The 20,329-nt window shown below is 49.7% G+C and carries 21 protein-coding genes and 1 tRNA gene; 6 read left to right on the top strand and 16 right to left on the bottom strand.

Going from position 1 to position 20,329, the window contains the following annotated elements:
* Positions 1-42: 42 nt before the first annotated feature.
* The 5 genes from CRN95_RS11900 to CRN95_RS11880 form a co-directional block, all read right to left on the bottom strand.
* On the bottom strand, positions 43-1,575 hold the full coding sequence (locus tag CRN95_RS11900; protein ID WP_097021025.1) for a sigma 54-interacting transcriptional regulator: 1,533 nt from the start codon (positions 1,573-1,575) through the stop codon (positions 43-45).
* A 7-nt stretch (positions 1,576-1,582) separates the two neighbouring features.
* Positions 1,583-2,227 (bottom strand): hypothetical protein, encoded by a 645-nt coding sequence (locus tag CRN95_RS11895; RefSeq protein ID WP_097021024.1) that lies wholly within the window; start codon positions 2,225-2,227, stop codon positions 1,583-1,585.
* 120 nt (positions 2,228-2,347) lie between these two features.
* Positions 2,348-2,818 carry a GatB/YqeY domain-containing protein gene (locus tag CRN95_RS11890; RefSeq protein WP_073424949.1) on the bottom strand — a complete coding sequence of 157 codons (471 nt, stop codon included), beginning with the start codon at positions 2,816-2,818 and terminating at the stop codon, positions 2,348-2,350.
* A gap of 125 nt (positions 2,819-2,943) precedes the next feature.
* Positions 2,944-3,153, bottom strand: a complete 210-nt coding sequence (rpsU, locus tag CRN95_RS11885) for a 30S ribosomal protein S21 (RefSeq protein ID WP_014546541.1) — start codon at positions 3,151-3,153, stop codon at positions 2,944-2,946.
* Between the two features lie 95 nt (positions 3,154-3,248).
* Entirely contained in the window at positions 3,249-5,183 is a 1,935-nt protein-coding gene (locus tag CRN95_RS11880; protein WP_097021023.1) for a SpoIIE family protein phosphatase, read from the bottom strand.
* A 339-nt stretch (positions 5,184-5,522) separates the two neighbouring features.
* Between CRN95_RS11880 and CRN95_RS11875 the strand changes: the two genes are divergently transcribed.
* The 3 genes from CRN95_RS11875 to CRN95_RS11865 all read left to right on the top strand — a co-directional run bounded on the left by CRN95_RS11875 (position 5,523) and on the right by CRN95_RS11865 (position 7,652).
* Positions 5,523-6,065 carry an SPOR domain-containing protein gene (locus CRN95_RS11875; protein ID WP_097021022.1) on the top strand — a complete coding sequence of 181 codons (543 nt, stop codon included), beginning with the start codon at positions 5,523-5,525 and terminating at the stop codon, positions 6,063-6,065.
* Between the two features lie 103 nt (positions 6,066-6,168).
* On the top strand, positions 6,169-7,482 hold the full coding sequence (gene rimO, locus CRN95_RS11870; RefSeq protein ID WP_097021021.1) for a 30S ribosomal protein S12 methylthiotransferase RimO: 1,314 nt from the start codon (positions 6,169-6,171) through the stop codon (positions 7,480-7,482).
* Positions 7,483-7,580: 98 nt separating this feature from the next.
* Positions 7,581-7,652 (top strand) — tRNA-Arg (locus CRN95_RS11865).
* 69 nt (positions 7,653-7,721) lie between these two features.
* On the opposite strand, the gene CRN95_RS11860 is transcribed toward CRN95_RS11865, so the two are convergent.
* The 7 genes from CRN95_RS11860 to CRN95_RS11830 all read right to left on the bottom strand — a co-directional run bounded on the left by CRN95_RS11860 (position 7,722) and on the right by CRN95_RS11830 (position 14,202).
* Positions 7,722-8,648: an autotransporter outer membrane beta-barrel domain-containing protein gene (locus tag CRN95_RS11860; RefSeq protein ID WP_235003019.1), complete on the bottom strand. Its 927-nt coding sequence runs from the start codon at positions 8,646-8,648 to the stop codon at positions 7,722-7,724.
* Positions 8,649-8,852: 204 nt separating this feature from the next.
* Positions 8,853-9,764, bottom strand: a complete 912-nt coding sequence (locus CRN95_RS11855) for a DUF3108 domain-containing protein (protein WP_235003018.1) — start codon at positions 9,762-9,764, stop codon at positions 8,853-8,855.
* Between the two features lie 129 nt (positions 9,765-9,893).
* Positions 9,894-10,367 (bottom strand): 5-(carboxyamino)imidazole ribonucleotide mutase, encoded by a 474-nt coding sequence (gene purE / locus CRN95_RS11850; protein ID WP_088631335.1) that lies wholly within the window; start codon positions 10,365-10,367, stop codon positions 9,894-9,896.
* A gap of 103 nt (positions 10,368-10,470) precedes the next feature.
* Positions 10,471-11,763: a phosphoribosylamine--glycine ligase gene (purD, locus tag CRN95_RS11845; RefSeq protein WP_097021020.1), complete on the bottom strand. Its 1,293-nt coding sequence runs from the start codon at positions 11,761-11,763 to the stop codon at positions 10,471-10,473.
* 47 nt (positions 11,764-11,810) lie between these two features.
* The gene (locus CRN95_RS11840) at positions 11,811-12,266 is read right to left on the bottom strand and encodes a hypothetical protein (protein ID WP_097021019.1); all 456 of its coding nucleotides are present in this window, start codon (positions 12,264-12,266) and stop codon (positions 11,811-11,813) included.
* 43 nt (positions 12,267-12,309) lie between these two features.
* Complete coding sequence (locus CRN95_RS11835) at positions 12,310-13,785, bottom strand: hypothetical protein (RefSeq protein ID WP_097021018.1); 1,476 nt, start codon at positions 13,783-13,785, stop codon at positions 12,310-12,312.
* Between the two features lie 9 nt (positions 13,786-13,794).
* Positions 13,795-14,202, bottom strand: coding sequence for a GNAT family N-acetyltransferase (locus CRN95_RS11830; protein ID WP_159462315.1), 408 nt, complete (start codon positions 14,200-14,202; stop codon positions 13,795-13,797).
* A 102-nt stretch (positions 14,203-14,304) separates the two neighbouring features.
* On the opposite strand from CRN95_RS11830, the gene CRN95_RS11825 reads away from it, so the two are divergent.
* On the top strand, positions 14,305-14,709 hold the full coding sequence (locus tag CRN95_RS11825) for a GNAT family N-acetyltransferase (protein ID WP_235003017.1): 405 nt from the start codon (positions 14,305-14,307) through the stop codon (positions 14,707-14,709).
* Positions 14,710-14,712: 3 nt separating this feature from the next.
* Here CRN95_RS11825 and CRN95_RS11820 read toward each other — a convergent pair whose 3' ends face one another.
* Both CRN95_RS11820 and CRN95_RS11815 read right to left on the bottom strand, forming a co-directional pair.
* A complete protein-coding gene (locus CRN95_RS11820) occupies positions 14,713-15,192 on the bottom strand; it encodes an isoprenylcysteine carboxylmethyltransferase family protein (protein WP_097021015.1) in 480 nt (159 codons plus the stop codon).
* A gap of 62 nt (positions 15,193-15,254) precedes the next feature.
* Positions 15,255-15,788, bottom strand: a complete 534-nt coding sequence (locus tag CRN95_RS11815; protein WP_097021014.1) for a flavodoxin family protein — start codon at positions 15,786-15,788, stop codon at positions 15,255-15,257.
* A gap of 212 nt (positions 15,789-16,000) precedes the next feature.
* Here CRN95_RS11815 and CRN95_RS11810 point away from each other — a divergent pair, with 212 nt between their 5' ends.
* Both CRN95_RS11810 and CRN95_RS11805 read left to right on the top strand, forming a co-directional pair.
* The gene (locus CRN95_RS11810; protein ID WP_097021068.1) at positions 16,001-16,246 is read left to right on the top strand and encodes a TIGR03905 family TSCPD domain-containing protein; all 246 of its coding nucleotides are present in this window, start codon (positions 16,001-16,003) and stop codon (positions 16,244-16,246) included.
* A gap of 74 nt (positions 16,247-16,320) precedes the next feature.
* Entirely contained in the window at positions 16,321-16,686 is a 366-nt protein-coding gene (locus tag CRN95_RS11805) for a cupin domain-containing protein (RefSeq protein ID WP_014546523.1), read from the top strand.
* Positions 16,687-16,713: 27 nt separating this feature from the next.
* Here CRN95_RS11805 and rseP read toward each other — a convergent pair whose 3' ends face one another.
* Positions 16,714-18,096: an RIP metalloprotease RseP gene (gene rseP / locus CRN95_RS11800; RefSeq protein WP_097021013.1), complete on the bottom strand. Its 1,383-nt coding sequence runs from the start codon at positions 18,094-18,096 to the stop codon at positions 16,714-16,716.
* Positions 18,097-18,262: 166 nt separating this feature from the next.
* Positions 18,263-20,308, bottom strand: a complete 2,046-nt coding sequence (locus CRN95_RS11795; RefSeq protein WP_097021012.1) for a glycoside hydrolase family 9 protein — start codon at positions 20,306-20,308, stop codon at positions 18,263-18,265.
* Between the last annotated feature and the right edge of the window lie 21 nt (positions 20,309-20,329).

The raw sequence follows: 20,329 nt of genomic DNA, 5'->3' as shown, positions 1-20,329 counted from the left end.
CAAGTCGGGCATGACATTCAGGCGGGCATGACAACATAACTGCTACTTACTAAAAGCAGTGAGGTCGATGCCGAGCTGTTTGATTTTGTAAGTCAGGATGCGCGGGGTGGTTGAAAGACTGCGGGCGGCAGCGGCCATCTTGCCCTTGCTACTCTTGAGCGCATCGCAAATGATATCGCGTTCGTACGCCTCGACCATAAGCTTGAGGTTTCCGCTCACAGGCGTTCCGCTCGTTTCGTCCGTCTGAATCGTCGGCGGGAAGTGATGCGGGTAGATGACGTCTTCTTCGGTCAAGAGCACCGCACGTTCAATCGCGTTTTCAAGTTCGCGCACATTGCCTGGCCACGGGTAGCTCATGAGCATTTCGATTGTACCGCGAGCAAGACGGCGCACATTCTTACCCACCAAGCGGCAGTAATGATCCACAAAATAATCTGCCAAGAGCACAATGTCGGTGCGGCGCTTGCGAAGAGGCGGTACGTAAATCGGAACGATGTGAAGCTGGTAGTACAAGTCTTCGCGGAAAGTCCCATCCGAGACCATCTGCTGCAAATTCTTAGTGGTCGCGCAAATCACGCGCACGTTCACCTTTTTCGGGAATCGAGCACCAACACGTTCCATTTCGCCCTGTTGCAAAAGGCGAAGCAATTTTATCTGCAAATTCGGCGTGAGTTCAGCAACTTCATCGAGGAATAGCGTGCCGCCTTCGGCCTGCTCGACGCGGCCCGGCGCCTCGTTAACGACGCCAACCAAGGCGCCCTTTTCGCTACCGAAAAGTTCCCGGTCCAAAACGGACTCCGGGAGGGCCGCGCAATGCACTCGCACAAACGGTCCTAAATTGCGGTCTGAACGGAAATGAATGGCTTCTGCAACAAGACCTTTACCAGTCCCCACCTCCCCCACGATAAGCGCTGGGAGCGGGCTTTTTGCAACCTGGTCGATTTGCGTATAGACCTGCTGCATCTCGGGCGTTTTGCCGATGATGTTATCCGGTTGGAACCTAGCCTTAAGCTCCATCGCCATACGTTCGTTTTCGGCCTTGAGGATTTCGTTTTCTTCTCGGGCCTGACGGCGGAGTTTCACAGCAGTCGCAAGCATCTGCGCGATAATTTCGAGCAAATGAATCTGGTCGTTGAGGTTTGCCTCGTCGGGATTGTGTTCGTCAGCACTCAAGGCGCCAACGACTTCCTGTTCCATGATAATCGGGACGCAAAGGAACGCCTTGTCTTCGGTCTTGCCGCGGCCCGTACGGTCCAAGAAGTCCGGATCCTTAGCGACAGACGGGATGATGATTGGCTTACCCGTTTCAACAACGCGACCGGTAATGCCTTCGCCCACCTTATAGCGGCCCTTGCTCGCCTGGCGGCTGCTCAAACCTTCTGCAATTTCAATGGAAATTTCGCCGGTATGGCGGTTGTACAACGTAAGCGTTGCATGCTCAACGTCCATCACCGATTCAACGGTCTGCAAAACCGGATGCGCCACGGTTTCGAAATCAAGACTCTGGTTCAAGATGGAGCTGATCTTGTAGAGCAACTCCAATTCTTGGATTCTACGTTCTTCACCAGAAGTCATGAATCACCTAAAATACGCGGAAAACGGCATTCAACGAGAACGTCATGCGCGAATCTCCGCCTCTTACAATAGCAAAATCCAATGGATAAAATTCCAATCCAAAGAATTCACTCTTTGTACGCCAAGAAACGCCTAAGTTCGAACGGAACATGAACGATTCAAAGTAATAGTCTTCAGACGTTTTGGAAACATAGCCCCCGTTATCCCTATCCCGCGCATATTCATAAGCTTCTATGCGATTTCCATCTGCATCGTAAGCTTCAATTGGCGTGGGGTCGTTAAAACGGATTTCATCAGCAGTTCCGTCCTGAAAATTCACAAGGAACATGAAATTAGCAATCAAGCTAACACCGCGCCCAATGGGAGCATTCAAATTGACCACGAGGCCTTCAGAAAGTTCGTTGAAATCATAATTGAGACAATCATCACACCCAGAAACATCGGTAGCGACTTCCAACATGACGCCAACTCCAACGTAGGAGTTCAACGGCTTCACAAGAGAAAGCGAGCCTCCAAACATTGAAGTCGACTCGTCATTCCAGCTTCCAAATGAAGGGCCAAACTTGACATCAAATGTTTTCCAGGAAATGTCGGAAGCCGCAGCAAACGACACAAGAAATAAAGCGATGACAGAGCTAATTTTTTTAATCATACAAACAATATAATTTTTTTTACCGCAAAAAAGGAGATGCCCGCTCGGCGGCGGGCATGACAACGTAAAAAAGAGCCCGCTCGGCGACGGGCATGACAAAGCGTGGCTGGAAGCGTAGCGTTACTTCAGAGCTTCTTGAACGAGGGCGGATGCGCGCTTCGCATCAAAGCGGCCCTTGACCTTCGGGGAAAGTTCCTTCATGATCTTTCCCATGTCCTTCGGAGAAGAGGCGCCCGTTGCAGCCTTGATTTCGGCAATGAGGGCCTTGACTTCGTCTTCAGTCATCTCGGCCGGCATGTACTTGCGGTAAATGGCAATGACAGCTTCTTCGGCCGGGATCTTGTCCAGGAATCCGCCCTTCTTGAGGATTTCGATGGATTCCTGCTTCTGCTTCACGCTCTTGGCGAGAACGTCGATGCACATGGCATCGGTAATGCTTTCGGTAATCTGTGCCGGAGTGGCACCAGACTTCATAGCTTCGTTCTTGATGTCAGAATGGAGCGTACGAAGAGTTCCGAGAGTTTCGGCATCGTGAGCCTTCATGGCGGTCTTGATGTCGTCGAGAATCTGGGTAAGCAATGCACAACTCATATTGACCTCGAGCGATTATAACGCTTCGCTCCAAGCGATGAAGATTTGTTATAAAACACCTAATGAGTCATCAGCGCAAGCTGACAACTCATTAAAGCTTAACAAAGTCCGATTAAGGAATCGAATTAGTAGAGACGCTTGCGGTTCTGGTCAGCAATCTCTTTGAGACGCTTGCGACGAGCAGCCGTTTCAATACGCTTCTTTTCTTCGGAGGGCTTTTCGAAACGCTGACGCTTCTTGACGTCGGAAATGATACCATTCTTTTCGCAAGACTTGGTGAAACGCTTGAGTGCGCGTTCGAAAGGTTCGTTGGACTTAACAATAACGCCGATCACGATAATCCTTTGGTTAAAAATTCAGTTTTTGGATAGCCAAATATACCTAAATATTCTAAATCCGTCAAGGGTAACATTTTGTAAGCATTTTAAGCTTACCGGTCATTACCCCCTTTATATTCCATTGCAAGCATGGTAATGTCGTCAAACTGCGACGCTTTCCTTGTAAACGCATCAATTTGGCGTTTGACAAAGCGGCACATTTCCTTGGTGCCTTTTCCACCGCCATGCGTAAGTGCATCGAGCAACCTATCGTTGCCGAACAGCTCATTATGCTCATTGGTCGCTTCCGTCACGCCATCCGTGTAGAGGAACAACGTATCGCCCGTAGCTAGTTCGAGCGTCTGCATCTTGTAGTGCGAGTTTTCCATCGCCGCCATCACAACCCCAGCCTTGCTCTTTGCAAATTCGGCAGAGCCGTCCTTGTGGCGGATGACCGGCGGGTTATGTCCGGCTGACGCAAATTCTACATGCCCGGTTTTCAAATCGACAATGCCCATCCAGACCGTCACGAACATGTTTGCGCGATTGCGCTTGGCAAGCTCATAGTTTGCCCTTTCAAAGGTCTCAACAACAGACTTCAAGTTCTGTGCCATGGTACGCAACACAATTCGAGAAACCATCATGAACAGTGCGGCAGGCACACCCTTACCCGAAACATCACCTACGACCACGCACAGACGTCCGTCGTCCAGCTTGAAGAAATCGTAAAAATCACCGCCAACTTCCTTCGCCGGTAAGAGGAATGGAGTCAGCTCGTGGTACGGATCTTCAGAGCCTTCTTCTTTCTCGTCCATCGACAGGAACCCGATCTGGATATCCTTCGCAAAGTCAAGTTCGCTTTCGATGCGGTCCAGGTCCTTCTGCTTTTCCATGTGCTCCTTGAGCGAGGTGCGCATGTTCAAGAACGCCCATGCAAACTGCGCAATCTCGTCGCGGCCAGAGAGGTGCGGGATTTCCACATCGAAGTCGCCCTGCCCCATTTTGTTCGCCGCCACAGCAAGTTCCTTGAGCGGACGGGACACCCTGGTCGAAATCACAAATATCAAAAGCAGCATCACGACATAGCCGGCAAAGCACATCCACGCAAACATTTTTTCCAGGGAGCGCTGGCTTTCCATGAATTCACTCGCGGGCCACACAATCATAAACGTCCAGCCGTTCGATTCCATCGCCTTGAAGTAAATGACCGCATCCTTGCCATCTGCAGTTGTTCCCATGAAGAGGCCCTTCCTCATGCTCTGCACGGTCTTTTCGAAATCCGTAACGGTCTGCGCGGTCATCCCTCCGGAGATGTCGGACAAACTTTCTTTAAAGACAATCTCGTTCTTGGGGTGAGCGATAATGGTATTGTTCGCGGACAGCACGACAACATAGCCCGAGTTCGACACAGGAATCGACGCCACGGTTTCCTTGAGGAACGCAATCGACATATCGACGCAAAGAACACCCGCAAAAACGGTGTTCCCATAGGCATCCTTTTGGTAAATAGGGGCGGTGTAAATCGCAATCGGTTCCTTGATAAAGTCTCCGACGAACGGTTCCTGCCAAAGGCCCTTCTGCAAGTTCTTGGTGCTCTTGTACCAAGTCTTTTCGAAGTAGTCCTTGCCCTTCATGAGCTTGATTTCGTTACCCGAATACTGAGCAAGGCGCATCACTTCCTGGTGCCATTTGGCCTTGGGAGCCATCCCCGGCTCGTAAGCGACAACCACGGCAAGCACTTGCGGAAGCGTCTGGCGGGCATCAAAGACCGCCTGGGTCAAGAAGTCATCGAGATCCTTCCCCGAAAGCATCTCCTTACCGAGCACTTCGGCATATTCATCGCCGAGCTTTTTGCCTTTTTCGAAAAGCTTTTCGATTATGGCGACATTTGCAAGACTGATCTCTTCGCCTTTTTCCGTGAGCAACGTCGAAAGCTCGCTTTGCACTTTAAAACTGAGAACCCCAAACAGCGTCGCAAACACGATGCTGAAACCGACCAGGGTCATCATGGACTGTTTAAACGCCAGCCCGTGCATATTGAAGCCCATAAGGAAAACCTTTTCTTTTTGTTACGACAAAAATCGTTTTTTATTACATGCGAAAATATATGTAACTTAATCGACCTTGTGTAGGAGCTCTAAAAAAAATTTTGTCGAATAAAGACACCTTTGAAGCAAGCGGAAACGCCAAGCCCAAAACCAATAAACATTTGAGCACTAAATATAGGTAAAAACTTGCTTTTTTCGCGTATTTTTTTGTAAAATTTCATAAATTTTTACAAAAATAAACCTTCGTAACTTGCGAAGTATCAACGACTTATGTATATTTTTTGTAAGAATATTCCAAACAGCCTTAGCCATTATTTTTTATAACGCGGAGTACACCAAATGAAGCTGCAATCGGTATCGTTAATCGGGGCAATAACCCTCTCGTGCGCCTTACTTTCCGCCTGCGGTAGCAAGGAAGAACAACCGGCTCCTCAAGCCGAAGTAAAGCCAGCCGTCGAAGAAGCAGCTCCTGTACAAGAAGCCGCACCGGAACCAGCCCAGGAAGAACCGGCCCTCGTTCCGATCCAATCTCTTAGTGAAGAAAAGCCCGCTCCTGCAGAACCTGCTGCACCGGTTTCTAGCGTTGAACAGGAATCCTCCGGCCCGTTCGTCATCCAGGTGAGCATCCAGGCCTCCAAGAAAGCCGCAAACAACGTCGTGAGCAAGCTCTCCGACCAGGGCATCAAGGCATACGTCGCCGAAGTTGAAAATCCGGGTGAACTCGAAGGCACGTTCTACCGCGTACGTGTCGGCTATTTCTCTTCCATTGCAAACGCTCAGCAGTTTGGCAAGGAAGTTCTCGCTCCGCAAGGTTACGCCGGCTGGGTGGACAACCGCAAGAACGACCGCATTGGCCAGCCTGGCGCAAGCGAAGACATGTAATTTTACAAAAGCAACGAACTGTTAAGGCCCCGCACTTTGCGGAGCCTTTTTTCGTTCAGTCTTTTCCTTTACAACCGATAGCCGTAAAATCTATATTTGTGCCATGCCTACAAAAAAGCCCAAAGTATTTGTCGTGCATCTCGGATGCGCAAAAAACCAGGTCGATGCAGAGAACCTCGTCGGTGAAATGCTCCATGCAGGTTTTGCTACCTGCGATACCGCCGGAAAGGCAGACTACATCCTCGTGAACACATGCGGTTTTATCGAAGCCGCTAAGGAAGAATCCATCAACGCGATTCTTGCCCAGGCCAAAGCCAAGAAGGCTAAGCAGAAACTGATTGTTTCGGGCTGTCTGAGCGGCCGCTACGGCGAAGAGCTGATGAAGGAACTGCCCGAGGTGGACTACTGGGTCGGCACGTACAAGCCGGGCGAACTTTTGAAGAAGATGGGCATTGTCGCTCCGCAGAGCTGTGACGCCGAGAACCTCCCCCGCATGAACTTGGGAGGATTTAGCCACCACGCTTATCTGAAAATTGCGGAAGGTTGCAACCGCCGTTGCGCCTACTGCGCCATTCCGCTGATTCGCGGCAAGCAGGATTCCCGTTCCATTGAAGACATCGTAGCAGAGGCCAAAGACCTCGAAGCGCAGGGCATCAAGGAAATTACTTTGATTGCGCAGGACACGACTTACTTTGGACGTGAGAAGGGCAAAAAAGGAGGCACGCTTGTTGAACTTTTGCGAGCACTGCTTGACAACACGAGCATCCCATGGATTCGTATGCTCTATTGGTACCCGATGTTCGTGGACGATGAACTTCTGGACTTGATGGCAAACGAACCACGCCTTGTGAAATACGTGGACATGCCTATCCAGCATGCAAGCGACAAGATGCTCAAGAACATGAAGCGCAACTACCGCAAAAAAGAACTTGTCGACCTTTTACACAAGATTCGCGAACGCATCCCGGGCGTGACGCTCCGCAGCACGGTGCTCGTCGGTTTCCCCGGTGAAACGCACGAAGATTTTGAAGAGCTGATGGAGCTGTTGCAGGACGTGCAATTCGACCACCTGGGCGGCTTTGTGTTCAGCCCCGAAGAAGGCACTCCGGTGATGGAAATGGACCTCCCTGCCGTGGATGAAAGCGACGCCCGAGCAAGGCTCGAAGCAGTCACGGACTATCAGGAAGAACTCGCTGCTGAATACGCCGAGAACATGATCGGAAAGACCGTCAAGATCATCATCGACCAGGTCGCCGAAGAAAGCGAATACCACTTCTACGGCCGCACAGAAGGAAACTCGATGGAAAACGACGATATCGTGAAGGTCATCGAGGGCGATGGCGACGTTGGTGAATTCCACAACGCACTCGTCGTTGACGCCGAACCGCACGAACTTGTGGTGAAATTAATTGACTAGGAAAAGGCGACCCCGGCACCCCGGAACCAGTCCGGGGCAGGCTCCAGCCGGGGTGACAAACGCTTTTTTACTATATTATACCCGCCTTAAAGGCTCAGGCCCGTGTATCACAATGGATAGTGTCCTTCCCTCCGAAGGAAGGTATTCCGGTTCGATTCCGGACATGGGTATTAAAAGCAAACAAAAAGCCCGCCGTTCGATGAACTGGCGGGCTTTTTAGCACTTATGCTAGGCGTATATTACTTGGCGTTCTTGCGTTCCTTTTCACGCTGACGGCGACGCTTTTCGGTATCGTCCGGGAAGAATTCCGGGAAGGAATAACCGATGGTAATGCCAAACACGATGCCCATCTTATCCATACCGTCCTTGTTCACGACACGAGAAACATAGGTATCGACGGCTTCGGTCTTGGAATCCTGAGTCTTTGTGAAACTCGGGTTCTTTTCGCGAGGCTTAGCAAGATCCGGAGCATAGTAGAAACCGAAGGAGAACTGCAAGTAGTACCATTCGCTAGTGAGGTAGGATACCAACACATCGAACTGATAACCCTTCACAGAAATCAAGCTACGGACATTATCCGAATTCGGAGTCATGTCATGATCAAAGTAAACCGTACCATAAGAAGCGGACAAGCCCAAATGGATAGGAATCTTCGGGAAGAAGTAGTAATTGATACCGATCTTATAGCCCGTACCGCCTTCGAGATCCCAGTATTCGAATTCGCTATCCTTGACCTTCGGCAAGAAACCGAAAGAAGCAAAAGCACCCACATGCCAGCGGGTAATATATTCGATGCCAGCACCAAGGCCCATACCCATGCCCGTTTCGCCCATGAACGGCATACGGGAACCGAGGCCCAATTCAAAAATAAGACGGTCTTTCAGCCAGTCACGACGGCGTTCGGAGTTTGCATATTCATCCAAGCGCTGTTCTTCTTCAAACTTTTTACGGGTAAAATAATCCTGCCTCTGGGCTGCAGTCATGCCAGCCGTAGAAGCCTCGACATTTTCTTCTTCGTCATCGTCATCAGCAGAAGCCTTAGCAGCAGAAGAAGAACTTTCAGAAACAGACATAAAACCATCATCTGTTTCAGCAGGCGCAGCTGCAGGTGTTTCAACCGTCTGTTCGACAACAGCGGTTGTCGCCTTCTTTGATTTAGACTTCATAGTCGCTTTACGTGCTTTTGATGGGGCAGCCCAAGCAACCAAACAGGACAGACACAACAGCAACAACAGTTTTTTCAGCATTAAAAAAGCCTCGGATAAATAACCACGCTTGGAATATAACTTTTTATCCAAGTTTTTTTCAAAAACTTCTTGTAAAACTTGTTTTTTCGTTTGATTTTACATTTTCGTAAGATTCTAGTATGGCTATTTTACTTTTGTTAGCTCGGCCTTAATACTTCCAAGCGCAATTTCGCACTGCATAAGCACAGGAATCCGCTTTTCGTCATCGGTAAACCAGATGAAAATACGGCCACTGGAGTTGAAAATGCCATCGCCATCCAAAACAGGTTCTACTTTAACTGTTTTGAACGAGCCCAAGTCTGTTTTAATCGTTTCGCGTTTGTGTACAATCACCTTGAGTTCATAGCGTTTTTTGCCGCTCACAGCCGAAAAACGGGACGTAGCCCCTTCCTTAAGCGGGAGTGTACGCACAAGATAAAACGCCGACATAATGCTATGTTCAAGCCCCTCGATAGTCACGGACGTATCCGCAGAGCGCTTAACCACATGCTTGACAGGATCCTTAAACACGGTATCGGACAGGAGAGCCCTCTTGGCATTGCGATCAAAACGAATTAATGACTTGTTATGGAATGTTCCCTCATGGAGAGACTTGCGGAACACATCCGTCATGAGACCTTTATTGCGAACAAGTGTAAAAACAGTATCATGAACCGGGTAGAACTTATTGACGGTCTTGTTGGCGGTCGCATAAGTGTAAATTTCGGATTTTCCATCATTACGCGCTTTGACTTCAATCGTCGCATAGCCTGCCGTAATAAAGCCCCAGCTGAGCTCATATTCAAGGCGTTCCCCCTTCATCCACGGAGCGCTGATTTCGGGCAGGGTCTGCCACTTGGGAAGCGGCTTTGCAGGCGCACTAGCACTTGAGGACGACAGAACGCTTGGAGACGGCTTTTCGAGAGTCGCCGAGGACAGAGACTGTTTATCGAGAGTCGCCGCACTTTGGGACAGCGCGGACGAGGACGAAACCAGAGACTCCGCCGCCATAGACGAAAACGACAAAACAAGTCCCAACAGCAAAACTCTTTTCACAGCACGAAAAATCATAAACCCCAATACTCTTTTTAAAGGATAAAATTCAAGATAAGGACAATATATAAAAGAACGCCCGCGGAAACCGCACAGGCGCCCTGTTTTTTATTCTAGATAGGAATAAAAGGCTTAGCCTTCGATATCCCCGAGGCCCTTGCGGTAAGCGATGAGCTTTTCGCGGACAGCCGGATCTGCGATGGCGACGATGTGGGCGGCGAGGTAACCGGCATTCTTGCCGTTGCCGATGCCGACCGTTGCCACCGGGATTCCCGGGGGCATCTGCACGATGGAGTGCAATGCATCGACGCCGTTGAGCGGGCCGCCGGCGCAGGGCAGGCCGATAACGGGAAGAATCGTGTGCCCTGCGAGCACGCCCGGGAGGGCTGCAGCGAGGCCAGCAACACCGATGAGGACCTGGAGGCCTCGCCCGGCGGCTTCGCGAGCATACTTCGCAGTGGCGTTCGGGGTGCGGTGTGCGGAGAGGATGTTGAATTCCCACACGATGCCGAAGCTGTCGAGCACCGCGGTGATCTTGTCTACAGTTTCCTGGTCGGACTTGCTACCCGCAACGATACCGACCTTTGCATTTTCTTTCAAATCCATTTTGTTACCTCTTATTTCGCCATCCTGAGCAACGCGAAGGATCCAGAACTTTATTTTACTGGATTCTTCGGACTTTCAGTCCTCAGAATGACGTATTAAGTCCTTATTTCGCCATCTTAGCGAGACGGGCCAAGCCCTTCTTGCCGATGTCCTTGCGGTAGAACTTGCCTTCGAACTGAACTTTTTCGCAAGCGGCGTAAGCGATGTTCAATGCTTCCTGGAGCGTTGCACCGTGACCGACCACGCCGAACACGCGACCACCGTTGGTCACCAGTTTGCCGTCCACCATCTTGGTACCGGCATGGAGCACCTGGGCGCCATTCTTTTCGGCTTCTTCGATACCCGTGACGACCTTGCCCTTTTCGTAGGAGCCCGGATAACCCGCGCTTGCGAGCACGACGATGGCAGAGCTGCCCTTCGGGGCCTTCGGGGCACCGAGTTTGGCGAGTTCGCCCTTTTCGGCAGCGTCGAACAAGGCGAGCACATCGCCGTCATAAAGCGGGAGCACAATCTGGCATTCGGGGTCACCGAGGCGGCAGTTGTATTCCACGACCTTCGGGCCCTTGCTCGTGACCATGATGCCCACGTAGAGCACGCCCGTGTAAGGCTTGCCTTCGGCGGCCATGCCCTTGAGGGTCGGTTCGATAATTGTCTTCTTGACTTCGTCGAGGAGAGCGTCCGTCACAACCGGAGCCGGGCTGTAGGCGCCCATGCCACCCGTGTTCGGGCCCTTGTCGTCGTCAAAGACGCGCTTGTGGTCCTGGGCAGAGGAGAGGATCACGTAGTCCTTGCCGTCGCAAACCACGAAGATGGAGGCTTCTTCGCCGTCCATGAATTCTTCGATCACGACCGTCTTGCCGGATTCGCCAAAGACGGCCTTGTCGCCGAGCATTTCTTCGACAGCGTCGTTCGCTTCCTTGTCGGTCATGCAGACGATAGCGCCCTTGCCCGCAGCGAGGCCCGACGCCTTCACCACGATCGGAGCCGGGTGTTCGGCGAGGAACTTCTTCGCGGAGGCGAGATCGGTGAAGGTCTCGAAGGCTGCCGTCGGCACGCCGTACTTCTTCATGATATCCTTACTAAAGGCCTTGGAGCCTTCGAGCGCGGCAGCAGCCGCAGTCGGGCCGAAAGCGCGCAGCCCGCGACGGCGGAATTCATCCACCACGCCAGCGACCAGCGGAATTTCGGGGCCGATGACCGCGAGGTCAATCTTTTCGGCAACCGCGAGGTCAGCGATTGCCTTCGGGTCGGCCACATCGACCGGCACGCACTTGCCGAGGTTAGCCATGCCCGGGTTGCCCGGAGCGCACACGAGAGTGTCGCACAGCGGCGACTTCTTGACTGCAAGAGCGATGGCATGTTCGCGACCACCGCTACCAACGACGAGAATATTCATAAGCGAGTCCTTATCTTTGTACGGGGGAAAATGTAGAAAAAAAATAACTAGTCAGCCTTTTTTGAGTTGAGTTTTTTGAACAGCAAAACAACCCCATCTACACAAAGAGCAATAGACACAGGAATCGCAATTGAATAAAGAATCATGTTCACGCCTTCGTGCGTGGAAATTTGCGGAAGGATTCTAAAAGGGCTAATCGACATGTAGTAAAAGAACAAAATGCTCTCCGGGCCGTTTGACCAATGAAGTTGCGTTTCCAATAAACCAACAAGCAGCCACGCCAAATGATAAAAGGCAACAAGCCCAAACACAGACAAGGTAAATTTAAACTTTTGCAGTTTTGATGCAACTTTCACTAAAAAAAGAACATACGTCAAAATCGAGACGATACAAATGGCGGGAACAACAAAACAAGCGGATGGTGTCGGTGGCAGAAACAAGCCGACGACAAACAGAACCAAGCCAAAAACATATAGCGAATAGAAATAGATATTGTTCATCATTCTAGACTCATACAGATTTGCTCATCACAACCCACCTTACGGATTACTGTTTTTTAGGCCGTAATGGACTTGTCTTTCGTGGTAGCAAAGAAGGCGGCCAATAATTTAACGGAACGCTCTTGGGACCGTATTCTATTTTACCGTCATGGCGGATGATTACGTAATCGCAAAGATTAAGTGGATCTGATTCCGAAAAATTTTCTTCACATCGTTTCATATGAGATGCAAATCCTCGGTGATTCCAAGGAGAAAAACGATCAATAGCAATATTGAAAAAATCTTCCCCTTTCTGAACATCCGCAACCGATACAAGAACATCGCCATTATCACTCAACATAAATACATACAACGGCACGATTCCTTCGCCAAATTGCAGTGTCGCCACATAATTTCCCGACATATTAAGTTTTTTCCAAGCACTATCTTTGGAAATTTTTTCGTTCACAACAATAAAATCTTGTTCATAAAAAAGGCTCATCCCTCCATCATTTCTCAAAAGTTTCTTATACTCAAGCCATTTTTCAAATGACGGATTTTTACGGACCGCTATAAGCGTTTTCAGAAACAGCTTAACATTTTCAACAGGATCAGCATCAAACGATTCCGCCATATCACTCTTATACAGGCGGAGAATCAATTCCCTAAACGGAGTTTTTCCTTTCAAGGCTACATAAAAACTATAACATTGATTCAATCCATAATAATAAGTGTTCACCGCATTGATTGTGAAAAAATCTTCAAATCGTTTAAAACGTGAATCAAGACGGGCTTCTTGAATATACTGCATTTTTCCATTGTCATCTAAAGCCTGCTGAAGACTATCTAACACATGATAATACGATGCAAACGGAGTCTGGTTTTTCTGATAAAGTTTCAGCGACTTTGTCTCCTTAATTTTCTCGGGCATAGTTTTCAGAGACTTCACATGTTTAGAAATCATCCCTCTAGGTAAAGGAAACTGCGCTTCGTCCAATTCCCGTTCATATTCCTTCTTTTGCAAAGACAAAACTTTACCTTTTTCTACTTGAATTCCATAATATCCCTGAATGCATGAAAAATTAAGAAATCCATTTACAAAATCGGCAACCAAAGGCTCATTCCTTTTTTCAGCAGTTTTATTCAAGATAATTTCTTGCAGAGGAACGCGAACAGAAACTATTTTGGGTGACCCAGACGATTCATAATCAAATGAACGCGTCCACGCACTGATAGTCACGCTATCCAAATAGAACATCGAATCACGAATACTCCAAAAAGCCTGATATCCGCCGCCTTCTTTAGGCGCAAGATAACTGTACATCGGTCGGATTGAGCATGCAGGGTATTCATCTATTGGGCGAAACGGCCATGCCTCATAATTGCTTTTAATGTAATCATTGAGCGGAAAAGAGTTTATACGGCAAAGACCATTTTCATGAATAATATGATCCGTTCCGCCTTCAAAATGGGCTCGCTCAGGCTCCACGGTAGCCATCGCCACGCTAGCAAACAAAGCAATCAAAAATAGCAGTCGTTTCATTCTATGGCCCTACAATTTTTCCATCGAAATCCACGTGTGACCATTTTCGAAACGTTCAGTGTTGAATGTGCGAAAACCTTCACGCTCGTAGAACGAAACCGTGCGCTGGACCTCGCCACAGGTGAACAGCCACACGCGATTGTGAGGCAGCCGTTTTTGGATTTCGCGGAACAGGATTTTTCCGTATCCCCTGCCCTGGCATTCCGGCAGCACCATCAGGCGGCCAATGTAAAGCGAACCATCCTCGACGCGACCGCGAACCGAGCCAACAATTTTACCATCGTCAGAGAGCATCTTTAGCGTCATGTATTTCGGAAAGTCTTCGCAGGCTTGCTCCAGAGATTCCTTCAAACCGGGAGCATCGAGCCAATCTACTTCTGCAGCAATAGCAAAGAACGCCCTATCATGCAGTTCCATGAGTTCGGGAATATCATTGGTTGTCGCGATTTCAATTTTCATTTAGTTTTCAAGATAAAATTTCGTGACAGCACTGTCAACATGTTATATTTAAATGCAATTATGGCTATCTCATATAAAACAATTCATGATTTTTCGGAGCAAGATTTAAAAGATTTGTTTCTTTCGGTGGAATGGTCTTCGGGGCATTTCCCTGACAAACTTGTTATCGCCATGAAGAATTTCAAGACAGTCATTTCAGCATGGGACGGCGACAAGCTTGTCGGTATGATTTGCGCAATGGACGACGGCATCATGAATGCGTATGTTCATTATTTGCTTGTACGCCCGGAATACCAAGGAAAAGGCATCGGCAAGGCTCTTGTCGAAAAGGTCAAAGACGTGTACAAGGATTACTTGCGTATTGTCGTCGTGGCATACGACAAGGAAATAGACTTTTACGAATACTGCGGATTCAAGAAGGCAACTGACGCAAGCCCAATGTTCATCACAAGCTTGTGGACGTAATCTCTAAAATCTTCTCGAGTGTTTGCAATACTCTTCGTATTCTTCGCCGAAGTCACGACGCAGGCGTTTTTCTTCGCTTAGCACCTGCACCATCATAATCGCAAAGAAGACGACGAACACGACGCAAGATTGCCAAGTCCACAGCCACACAGCTGCACCCACGAGATAAACGAGAGTTCCTGTCAGCATCGGATTGCGGTTAATCTTGTACGGACCTTCAATCATCAGATGCTGCGTACGCGGGGCCACTTCGTGGCCGAAAGCATCCATCGGATTTCCTTTACCACGACTGCGCATGTAGACGATAGTCCAAATACTCAGCACAAGGCCCACAAGCATCACGATAGGCGCCACAATGCAGCGCCAAGTATCAACGGGCCAAAGCGCGGGCATTTCAGACGCAAGCCACATGATTGTCGGGATGAGCATCACAAAGAGAAACCCACCCAACAAGTAACCGATAAAATCACGAAAGCGTTTCATTTTTCCCTCCTTATAGTAAATATAACGCATAAGGCGACCCCGGAATAAATCCGGGGTGACATTTAAAGACTTTGTCCTAACTCAAAAGCTTTTTGAAGCGAATCGCCGTTCTTGACATCGCCCTTGTCCTTTGCACCGCGCACAAGCACCTGGCCCATATCCTGCAGCTTGAAGAAGTTGAGGCAAAGTTTGTACTGTACAAGAATGCCGTCGAACAGTTCCGGGAGCGATGCCGCGCCGACCAAGAGCAAGGCCATCTTGTGGATGTGAAAAGTATCGCGAATTGGATTGTGGAAACGGTCGATGACCGCTTTCAGCTGTGCGCTCAAGCCGTAGAAATAAACCGGCGATGCAATCACGAGCATTTCGGCCTTGGCCATTTTGTCATAGACAATTTGCATATCATCTTTCTGGCAGCACTTGAGGTCTTCGCGGGCAAAGCACGAATTGCAACCAATGCAAGGTTTGACTTTGTAATCGTGAACGGAAACAACTTCAACTTGATGCTTTTGCGAAGCACCCTTCACAAACGATTCCACCAGCAAATCTGTATTGCCGCCCTTGCGCGGGCTCCCAGAAAGAACAAGAATATTCATACCTAAACCATTGCCATATAGTTTGTTGCTATAATCTATAAAAAATAACTAGCGATCGCTACGGTGCCACACTCATTGACAAGACATTCTATATTTAGTGTAAAAACAAATCCTTTCAAGGAGATTCCGGCTCGGAGGCCGGAATGACAATGTAAAGGAGATGCCCCCGCTTAGCGACGGGTATGACAGACAATTACAACAACGAGTTTTCTATGGAAGAAACATTTAAGACAAAAGGTACATGCGCAACGACAATTCAGTTCACGCGTGACGGAGAAACAATCCGCAACATTCGCTTTACGGGTGGATGCAACGGAAACCTCAAGGCGATTGCAAAACTTTGTGAAGGTATGAAGGCCGAAGACATTGCAGCCAAGTTGCTCGGCAACACCTGCGGCGGAAAGCCAACCTCTTGCGCAGACCAGCTCGCCCGTGCCGTTCTCGGGATGGAAGCCTAAAACCTGCAAAATACACAAGAATAGCACATCATTGAGCCATGAGTGCACAATAAAGAGCTATCTTTGTACACGAAATGGAACTGATTAAAAAGTACGACATAACGGTTTTGTGCAATCCTGGAGTGGAGTCTGCACAGTTGCTCACGCCCGAGAACAGCAGGTCAGAAAAGGTTTCGGTCACGAAGGTTTCGGTCATGCCGGGTGCAGAACAGCCGCGTCATAAGCATTACACGTCGGAACAGGTGTGGGTCGCAGTCCAAGGCCGTGGCGTTCTCTTGCTTGCTGACGATAAGGAAGTTCCGTTTGAAGCAGGCGATGTCGTGCGTTTTGCAGAGAAGGAAATTCACGGACTCAGAAATATGGGACCCGAGATTTTCGAATACATTTGCATCAGCACACCACCGATGAATTTCGCGTACGCGTACATGCAAGCAAGATAAAAGAAAGGCGGCCGAAGCCGCCATTTTTTATTTCAAGAAAAGCGAAATTTTCCCGAAATCAAGAATCGTGATGAACACGAAGAAACTGATGAAGAATGCCGCAGCGACGTTCTGGATTACGGATTGCGTCTTGAGGCTCAGTGGCTTGCCACGTAACTTTTCGATACCGAGGAACATCAGGAGACCGCCATCGGTAATCGCAAGCGGGAGCAAGTTCATCACGCCGAGGTTAATGCTGATAAGCGCAAGGAGCATGAGGAAATCCTGGAATCCGCTCATCCACACATTGCCCATCACAGCGACAATCGAAACCGGGCCGGAGAATGCATCAACCTTGACCTGTCCTTGGAACAAGCGCTTGAAATAGCGGAAGATGCTCGTGGTCATTTTCCAGCTCGTAGCGCAAGTCTTTTCGAACGCTTCGATCGGGCCGCGACGCACAAGATGCGTTTCGCTGAACATCACGTAGCCCATCTGGATTCCTACGATGTAGCGTTTGAATTCTTCATCGTAAGCGGGAGTCATCTTCACATTGACCTTTTCGCCATTACGCAAAAGCGTCACGTTGACTTCGGCACCTTTGGAACCGTCAATCAGGCGGACAACATCTTCATAGCGAGAAATGTGCTCGCCGTTGATTTCAAAAATTGTATCGCCCTGCGCAATCCCTGCTTTTTGAGCAGCGGTACCTTCTTTGGGCGGCAGGCGGACAATCACGCGGTTGCGCGGGTAAATGCCGATATCGCCGATGCCCATTTTAATGGGTTCAGAAGTCGAATCTGCAGCCGGAATCACGAGTTCTTGCGGAACGACCTTAATGGCAAGCGGTTCGCCCCCACGATGCACTTCAAGCATCACATCGGCACCGAGACTCACGCCAATCTGTTCACGGAAGTCATCCCAACCTTGCGTTTCTTTTCCGTTGATAGACGTAATCGTATCGCCCGGCTGGATGCCCGCAATTTCGGCAGAGGAATTTTTCGCCACAAAACCGACAATGAGGCTCTTGTTGTCCGGTTCCTGGACGCCGACCATGTAAAGGAATATAAGGAGGATAAACGCAAAGGCGATATTCACAAACGGGCCCGCAAAGGCAATCGCAGCCCGAGCGCCAACCGATTTCCCCAAAAAATCATCTTGCGATGGAAGCTTACCATCTTCAATGCTATCTGGATTTTCGCCAGCCATGGCGACGTAGCCGCCAAAGGGAATTGCCGAAATGCAGTATTCCGTCTCGCCCTTCTTGAAGCGGAAAAGCTTTTTGCCAAAGCCTACCGAGAACGTGTTCACTCGGACTTTATTCCACTTGGCGACAATAAAATGACCCAATTCGTGAATGGTCACGAGGAAGCTCAATGCCAAAAGCCCCAAAACGAACATCAACAAATTATTAAAAATACTCGACATCATACGGACAATTTAGTAATTATAATCAAGCGCGATGTAACGCAATTACAAGTATATAAGCAGATGCCTGCTTACTTCGACTGCGCTCAGCACAGGCTCCGGCGGGCATGACACAAAAAACGGCGCCCCGAATGGAGCACCGTTTTGCATTCTATGAATATGAGAGAATTTACTTAATGCGATGGCCCTTGAGGTCAAAGCGCTTGCCGTTCTTTTCGATGAAGAGTTTCTGGTCGTCGAAACGGAGGCGCGGCTGCGTCGAGCGAACGGCCTTGTAATCCACCGTAGCGTGAATTGCAATCGTGCCCTGCGAACTTGAAGATTCTACGTTTGCAGAAGAGCTAGAGGAAACGCCCGGAATAGAAGATGAGCTTGCGGGCATCTCGGAAGAGGAGGAATTGCCAGAAATCGCGGAAGAACTACTTGCAACTTCAGAGGAGGAACTCTGCGGAACACTCGAAGAAGAGCTTGCGGGAGCTTCAGAAGAGCTCGATGCAGGTACATCCTGTTTTGCAACGCCAGCGGCAGCAAATTCTGGTGCATAGCCCGCGTTGATGGCTTCGATAGCGCCAGCGAGGTATGCAAGAGGAGCGTTCCAGTTGATAGCGACTTCGTTCGTGGCGTAGCTGCAACGCTGATCGGTGTAAGCGGTTGCCGCCTGGCCCTTGCGATAATCAGCGCACTTCCATTCGGCGGCAGAACCAACGTCTTCGCCGCCAGGCTGCGGGCCACCCACAAGCATACCTGGGATTGGTTCTTCTACGTTATCCGAAGTACTCGGGCGGTGGTGCGGCATTTTCGGAGACTTGGTGCCATAACCAGTTACGAAAGACATGTCAAGCGGGTTCTTGCCGAGCAAGTAATCAAGAACCTTGACGGCAGCCTTGTAATACTTCTGTTCGCCCGTGAGGTAGTAGGCATGCAACAGCCAAACGCCCTGATTGGAGGCAACCGCATTGGAACCCCATACAAAGTCATCCTTTGCCATCACGACGCCAAAGCCTTTTTCGGCGCGGTTAGCAAAGTTGTCTGCAGTGCCCAAAATCTTTTGCTTGGCTTCGTTTGCATCGCCACCAAATTGCGCCTGATGCGTAGCCTTTTCGTACGTGGCAAGGCCCATGACATCGCCCCAGTAAGAGACGTATTCCGATGAGCCGGACTGCTTGTAAGAAGCATCACCCGTCGTGATGAAGAGTTCTGTCCCGGCAAGAACCTTTTCGTCGTTCGGATTGTCGTTTTCATAGGCGCCCGTCGAAACATCCGACGGATTAGCGAGATAGTTGCGGCTCGGGTTCTGCTGGCCCCAAGCGTAAGCTTTTTTAGCGGCTTCAAGGCACTTGGAAGCGTAAGTGGCATCAAACGGCTTGTAAATGCGGGAAGCCATCGCCATCACGGCTGCAAAGTCAAACGTACCCGCCGTGCTCTTGCCGATAGCATAAAGCTTGGAATTGTCCGCAGCAGGCATCACGTCGCCCGGGAAACCGAGAGAGGTAAGCTTGTGGTAGACACCACCGTCAGAAGCCTGCATGGTGAGCATCCAGTCGAGATTGTACTTGATTTCGGCAAGCAAATCTGGGAGGGAGCCTTCGGCCGGGATGTTCCACTTGAGCGTCTTGAAATACTGCGGGAAGTGTTCGTAAAGAGAGAGGAGCGTGTAGGTCGTAATACCCGAGTTCACAATGTAACGGCCGTAGTCGCCAGCATCGTACCAGCCCTTGCTGGAATTGATCGTACCCGAAGCACCCGTAGAATTGTGAAGTTCGGCAGTCGGATTCGTGTGGCCGGCTGCGCGGGCCCACTTGCCTGCGTACTGGCTTTCGAGAGCCATGGAGGCGCGCTGGTAGTAGAACCACTTGATGGAAGCCTTGACGATATCTTCGTACGTCTGGGATTTCACGACGAGGTCGGAACGGAGCACATTGCCGTTTACCTTGATGCTGTACTTGCCCGCTTCGGCAAGCTTGGAGAAATCGACGAGCTGGACATTCTGACCGCTCGCATCCCAGTAAGATGCGGCCTTAGGCGTCACGGAGAGAACGACCTCACCGGCTGCATTCACGAAATCCACGCTGCCGTTAGCATCGACGAGAGCGAGTTCCTTGAAGTCGCCCGGACGGTAGCCAATCTGGTTGATGAATGCAGTCGCTGCGAAAGCTGGGGCTGCGACGAGCGCGGCAAGCGCTACGGACTTTAACGCATGATTATTCACAAACATCCTCGTAAAAAAGTGCAAGTT

The organism is Fibrobacter sp. UWB16, from assembly GCF_900215325.1.
In the GTDB taxonomy this organism is placed as follows: Bacteria; Fibrobacterota; Fibrobacteria; order Fibrobacterales; family Fibrobacteraceae; genus Fibrobacter.
The sequence above is the reverse complement of the archived record's forward strand: the minus strand, read 5'-3'. Positions and strand labels throughout refer to the sequence as shown.

Bases quoted from the DNA above. Each gene is read 5' to 3' on its own strand.
- CRN95_RS11900 (WP_097021025.1), bottom strand. From the start codon at position 1,575: ATGACTTCTGGTGAAGAACGTAGAATCCAAGAATTGGAGTTGCTCTAC.
- CRN95_RS11895 (WP_097021024.1), bottom strand. From the start codon at position 2,227: ATGATTAAAAAAATTAGCTCTGTCATCGCTTTATTTCTTGTGTCGTTT.
- CRN95_RS11890 (WP_073424949.1), bottom strand. From the start codon at position 2,818: ATGAGTTGTGCATTGCTTACCCAGATTCTCGACGACATCAAGACCGCC.
- CRN95_RS11880 (WP_097021023.1), bottom strand. From the start codon at position 5,183: ATGGGCTTCAATATGCACGGGCTGGCGTTTAAACAGTCCATGATGACC.
- CRN95_RS11875 (WP_097021022.1), top strand. From the start codon at position 5,523: ATGAAGCTGCAATCGGTATCGTTAATCGGGGCAATAACCCTCTCGTGC.
- rimO (WP_097021021.1), top strand. From the start codon at position 6,169: ATGCCTACAAAAAAGCCCAAAGTATTTGTCGTGCATCTCGGATGCGCA.
- CRN95_RS11860 (WP_235003019.1), bottom strand. From the start codon at position 8,648: ATGAAGTCTAAATCAAAGAAGGCGACAACCGCTGTTGTCGAACAGACG.
- purE (WP_088631335.1), bottom strand. From the start codon at position 10,367: ATGGATTTGAAAGAAAATGCAAAGGTCGGTATCGTTGCGGGTAGCAAG.
- purD (WP_097021020.1), bottom strand. From the start codon at position 11,763: ATGAATATTCTCGTCGTTGGTAGCGGTGGTCGCGAACATGCCATCGCT.
- CRN95_RS11840 (WP_097021019.1), bottom strand. From the start codon at position 12,266: ATGATGAACAATATCTATTTCTATTCGCTATATGTTTTTGGCTTGGTT.
- CRN95_RS11835 (WP_097021018.1), bottom strand. From the start codon at position 13,785: ATGAAACGACTGCTATTTTTGATTGCTTTGTTTGCTAGCGTGGCGATG.
- CRN95_RS11830 (WP_159462315.1), bottom strand. From the start codon at position 14,202: ATGGAACTGCATGATAGGGCGTTCTTTGCTATTGCTGCAGAAGTAGAT.
- CRN95_RS11825 (WP_235003017.1), top strand. From the start codon at position 14,305: ATGGCTATCTCATATAAAACAATTCATGATTTTTCGGAGCAAGATTTA.
- CRN95_RS11820 (WP_097021015.1), bottom strand. From the start codon at position 15,192: ATGAAACGCTTTCGTGATTTTATCGGTTACTTGTTGGGTGGGTTTCTC.
- CRN95_RS11815 (WP_097021014.1), bottom strand. From the start codon at position 15,788: ATGAATATTCTTGTTCTTTCTGGGAGCCCGCGCAAGGGCGGCAATACA.
- CRN95_RS11810 (WP_097021068.1), top strand. From the start codon at position 16,001: ATGGAAGAAACATTTAAGACAAAAGGTACATGCGCAACGACAATTCAG.
- CRN95_RS11805 (WP_014546523.1), top strand. From the start codon at position 16,321: ATGGAACTGATTAAAAAGTACGACATAACGGTTTTGTGCAATCCTGGA.
- rseP (WP_097021013.1), bottom strand. From the start codon at position 18,096: ATGATGTCGAGTATTTTTAATAATTTGTTGATGTTCGTTTTGGGGCTT.
- CRN95_RS11795 (WP_097021012.1), bottom strand. From the start codon at position 20,308: ATGTTTGTGAATAATCATGCGTTAAAGTCCGTAGCGCTTGCCGCGCTC.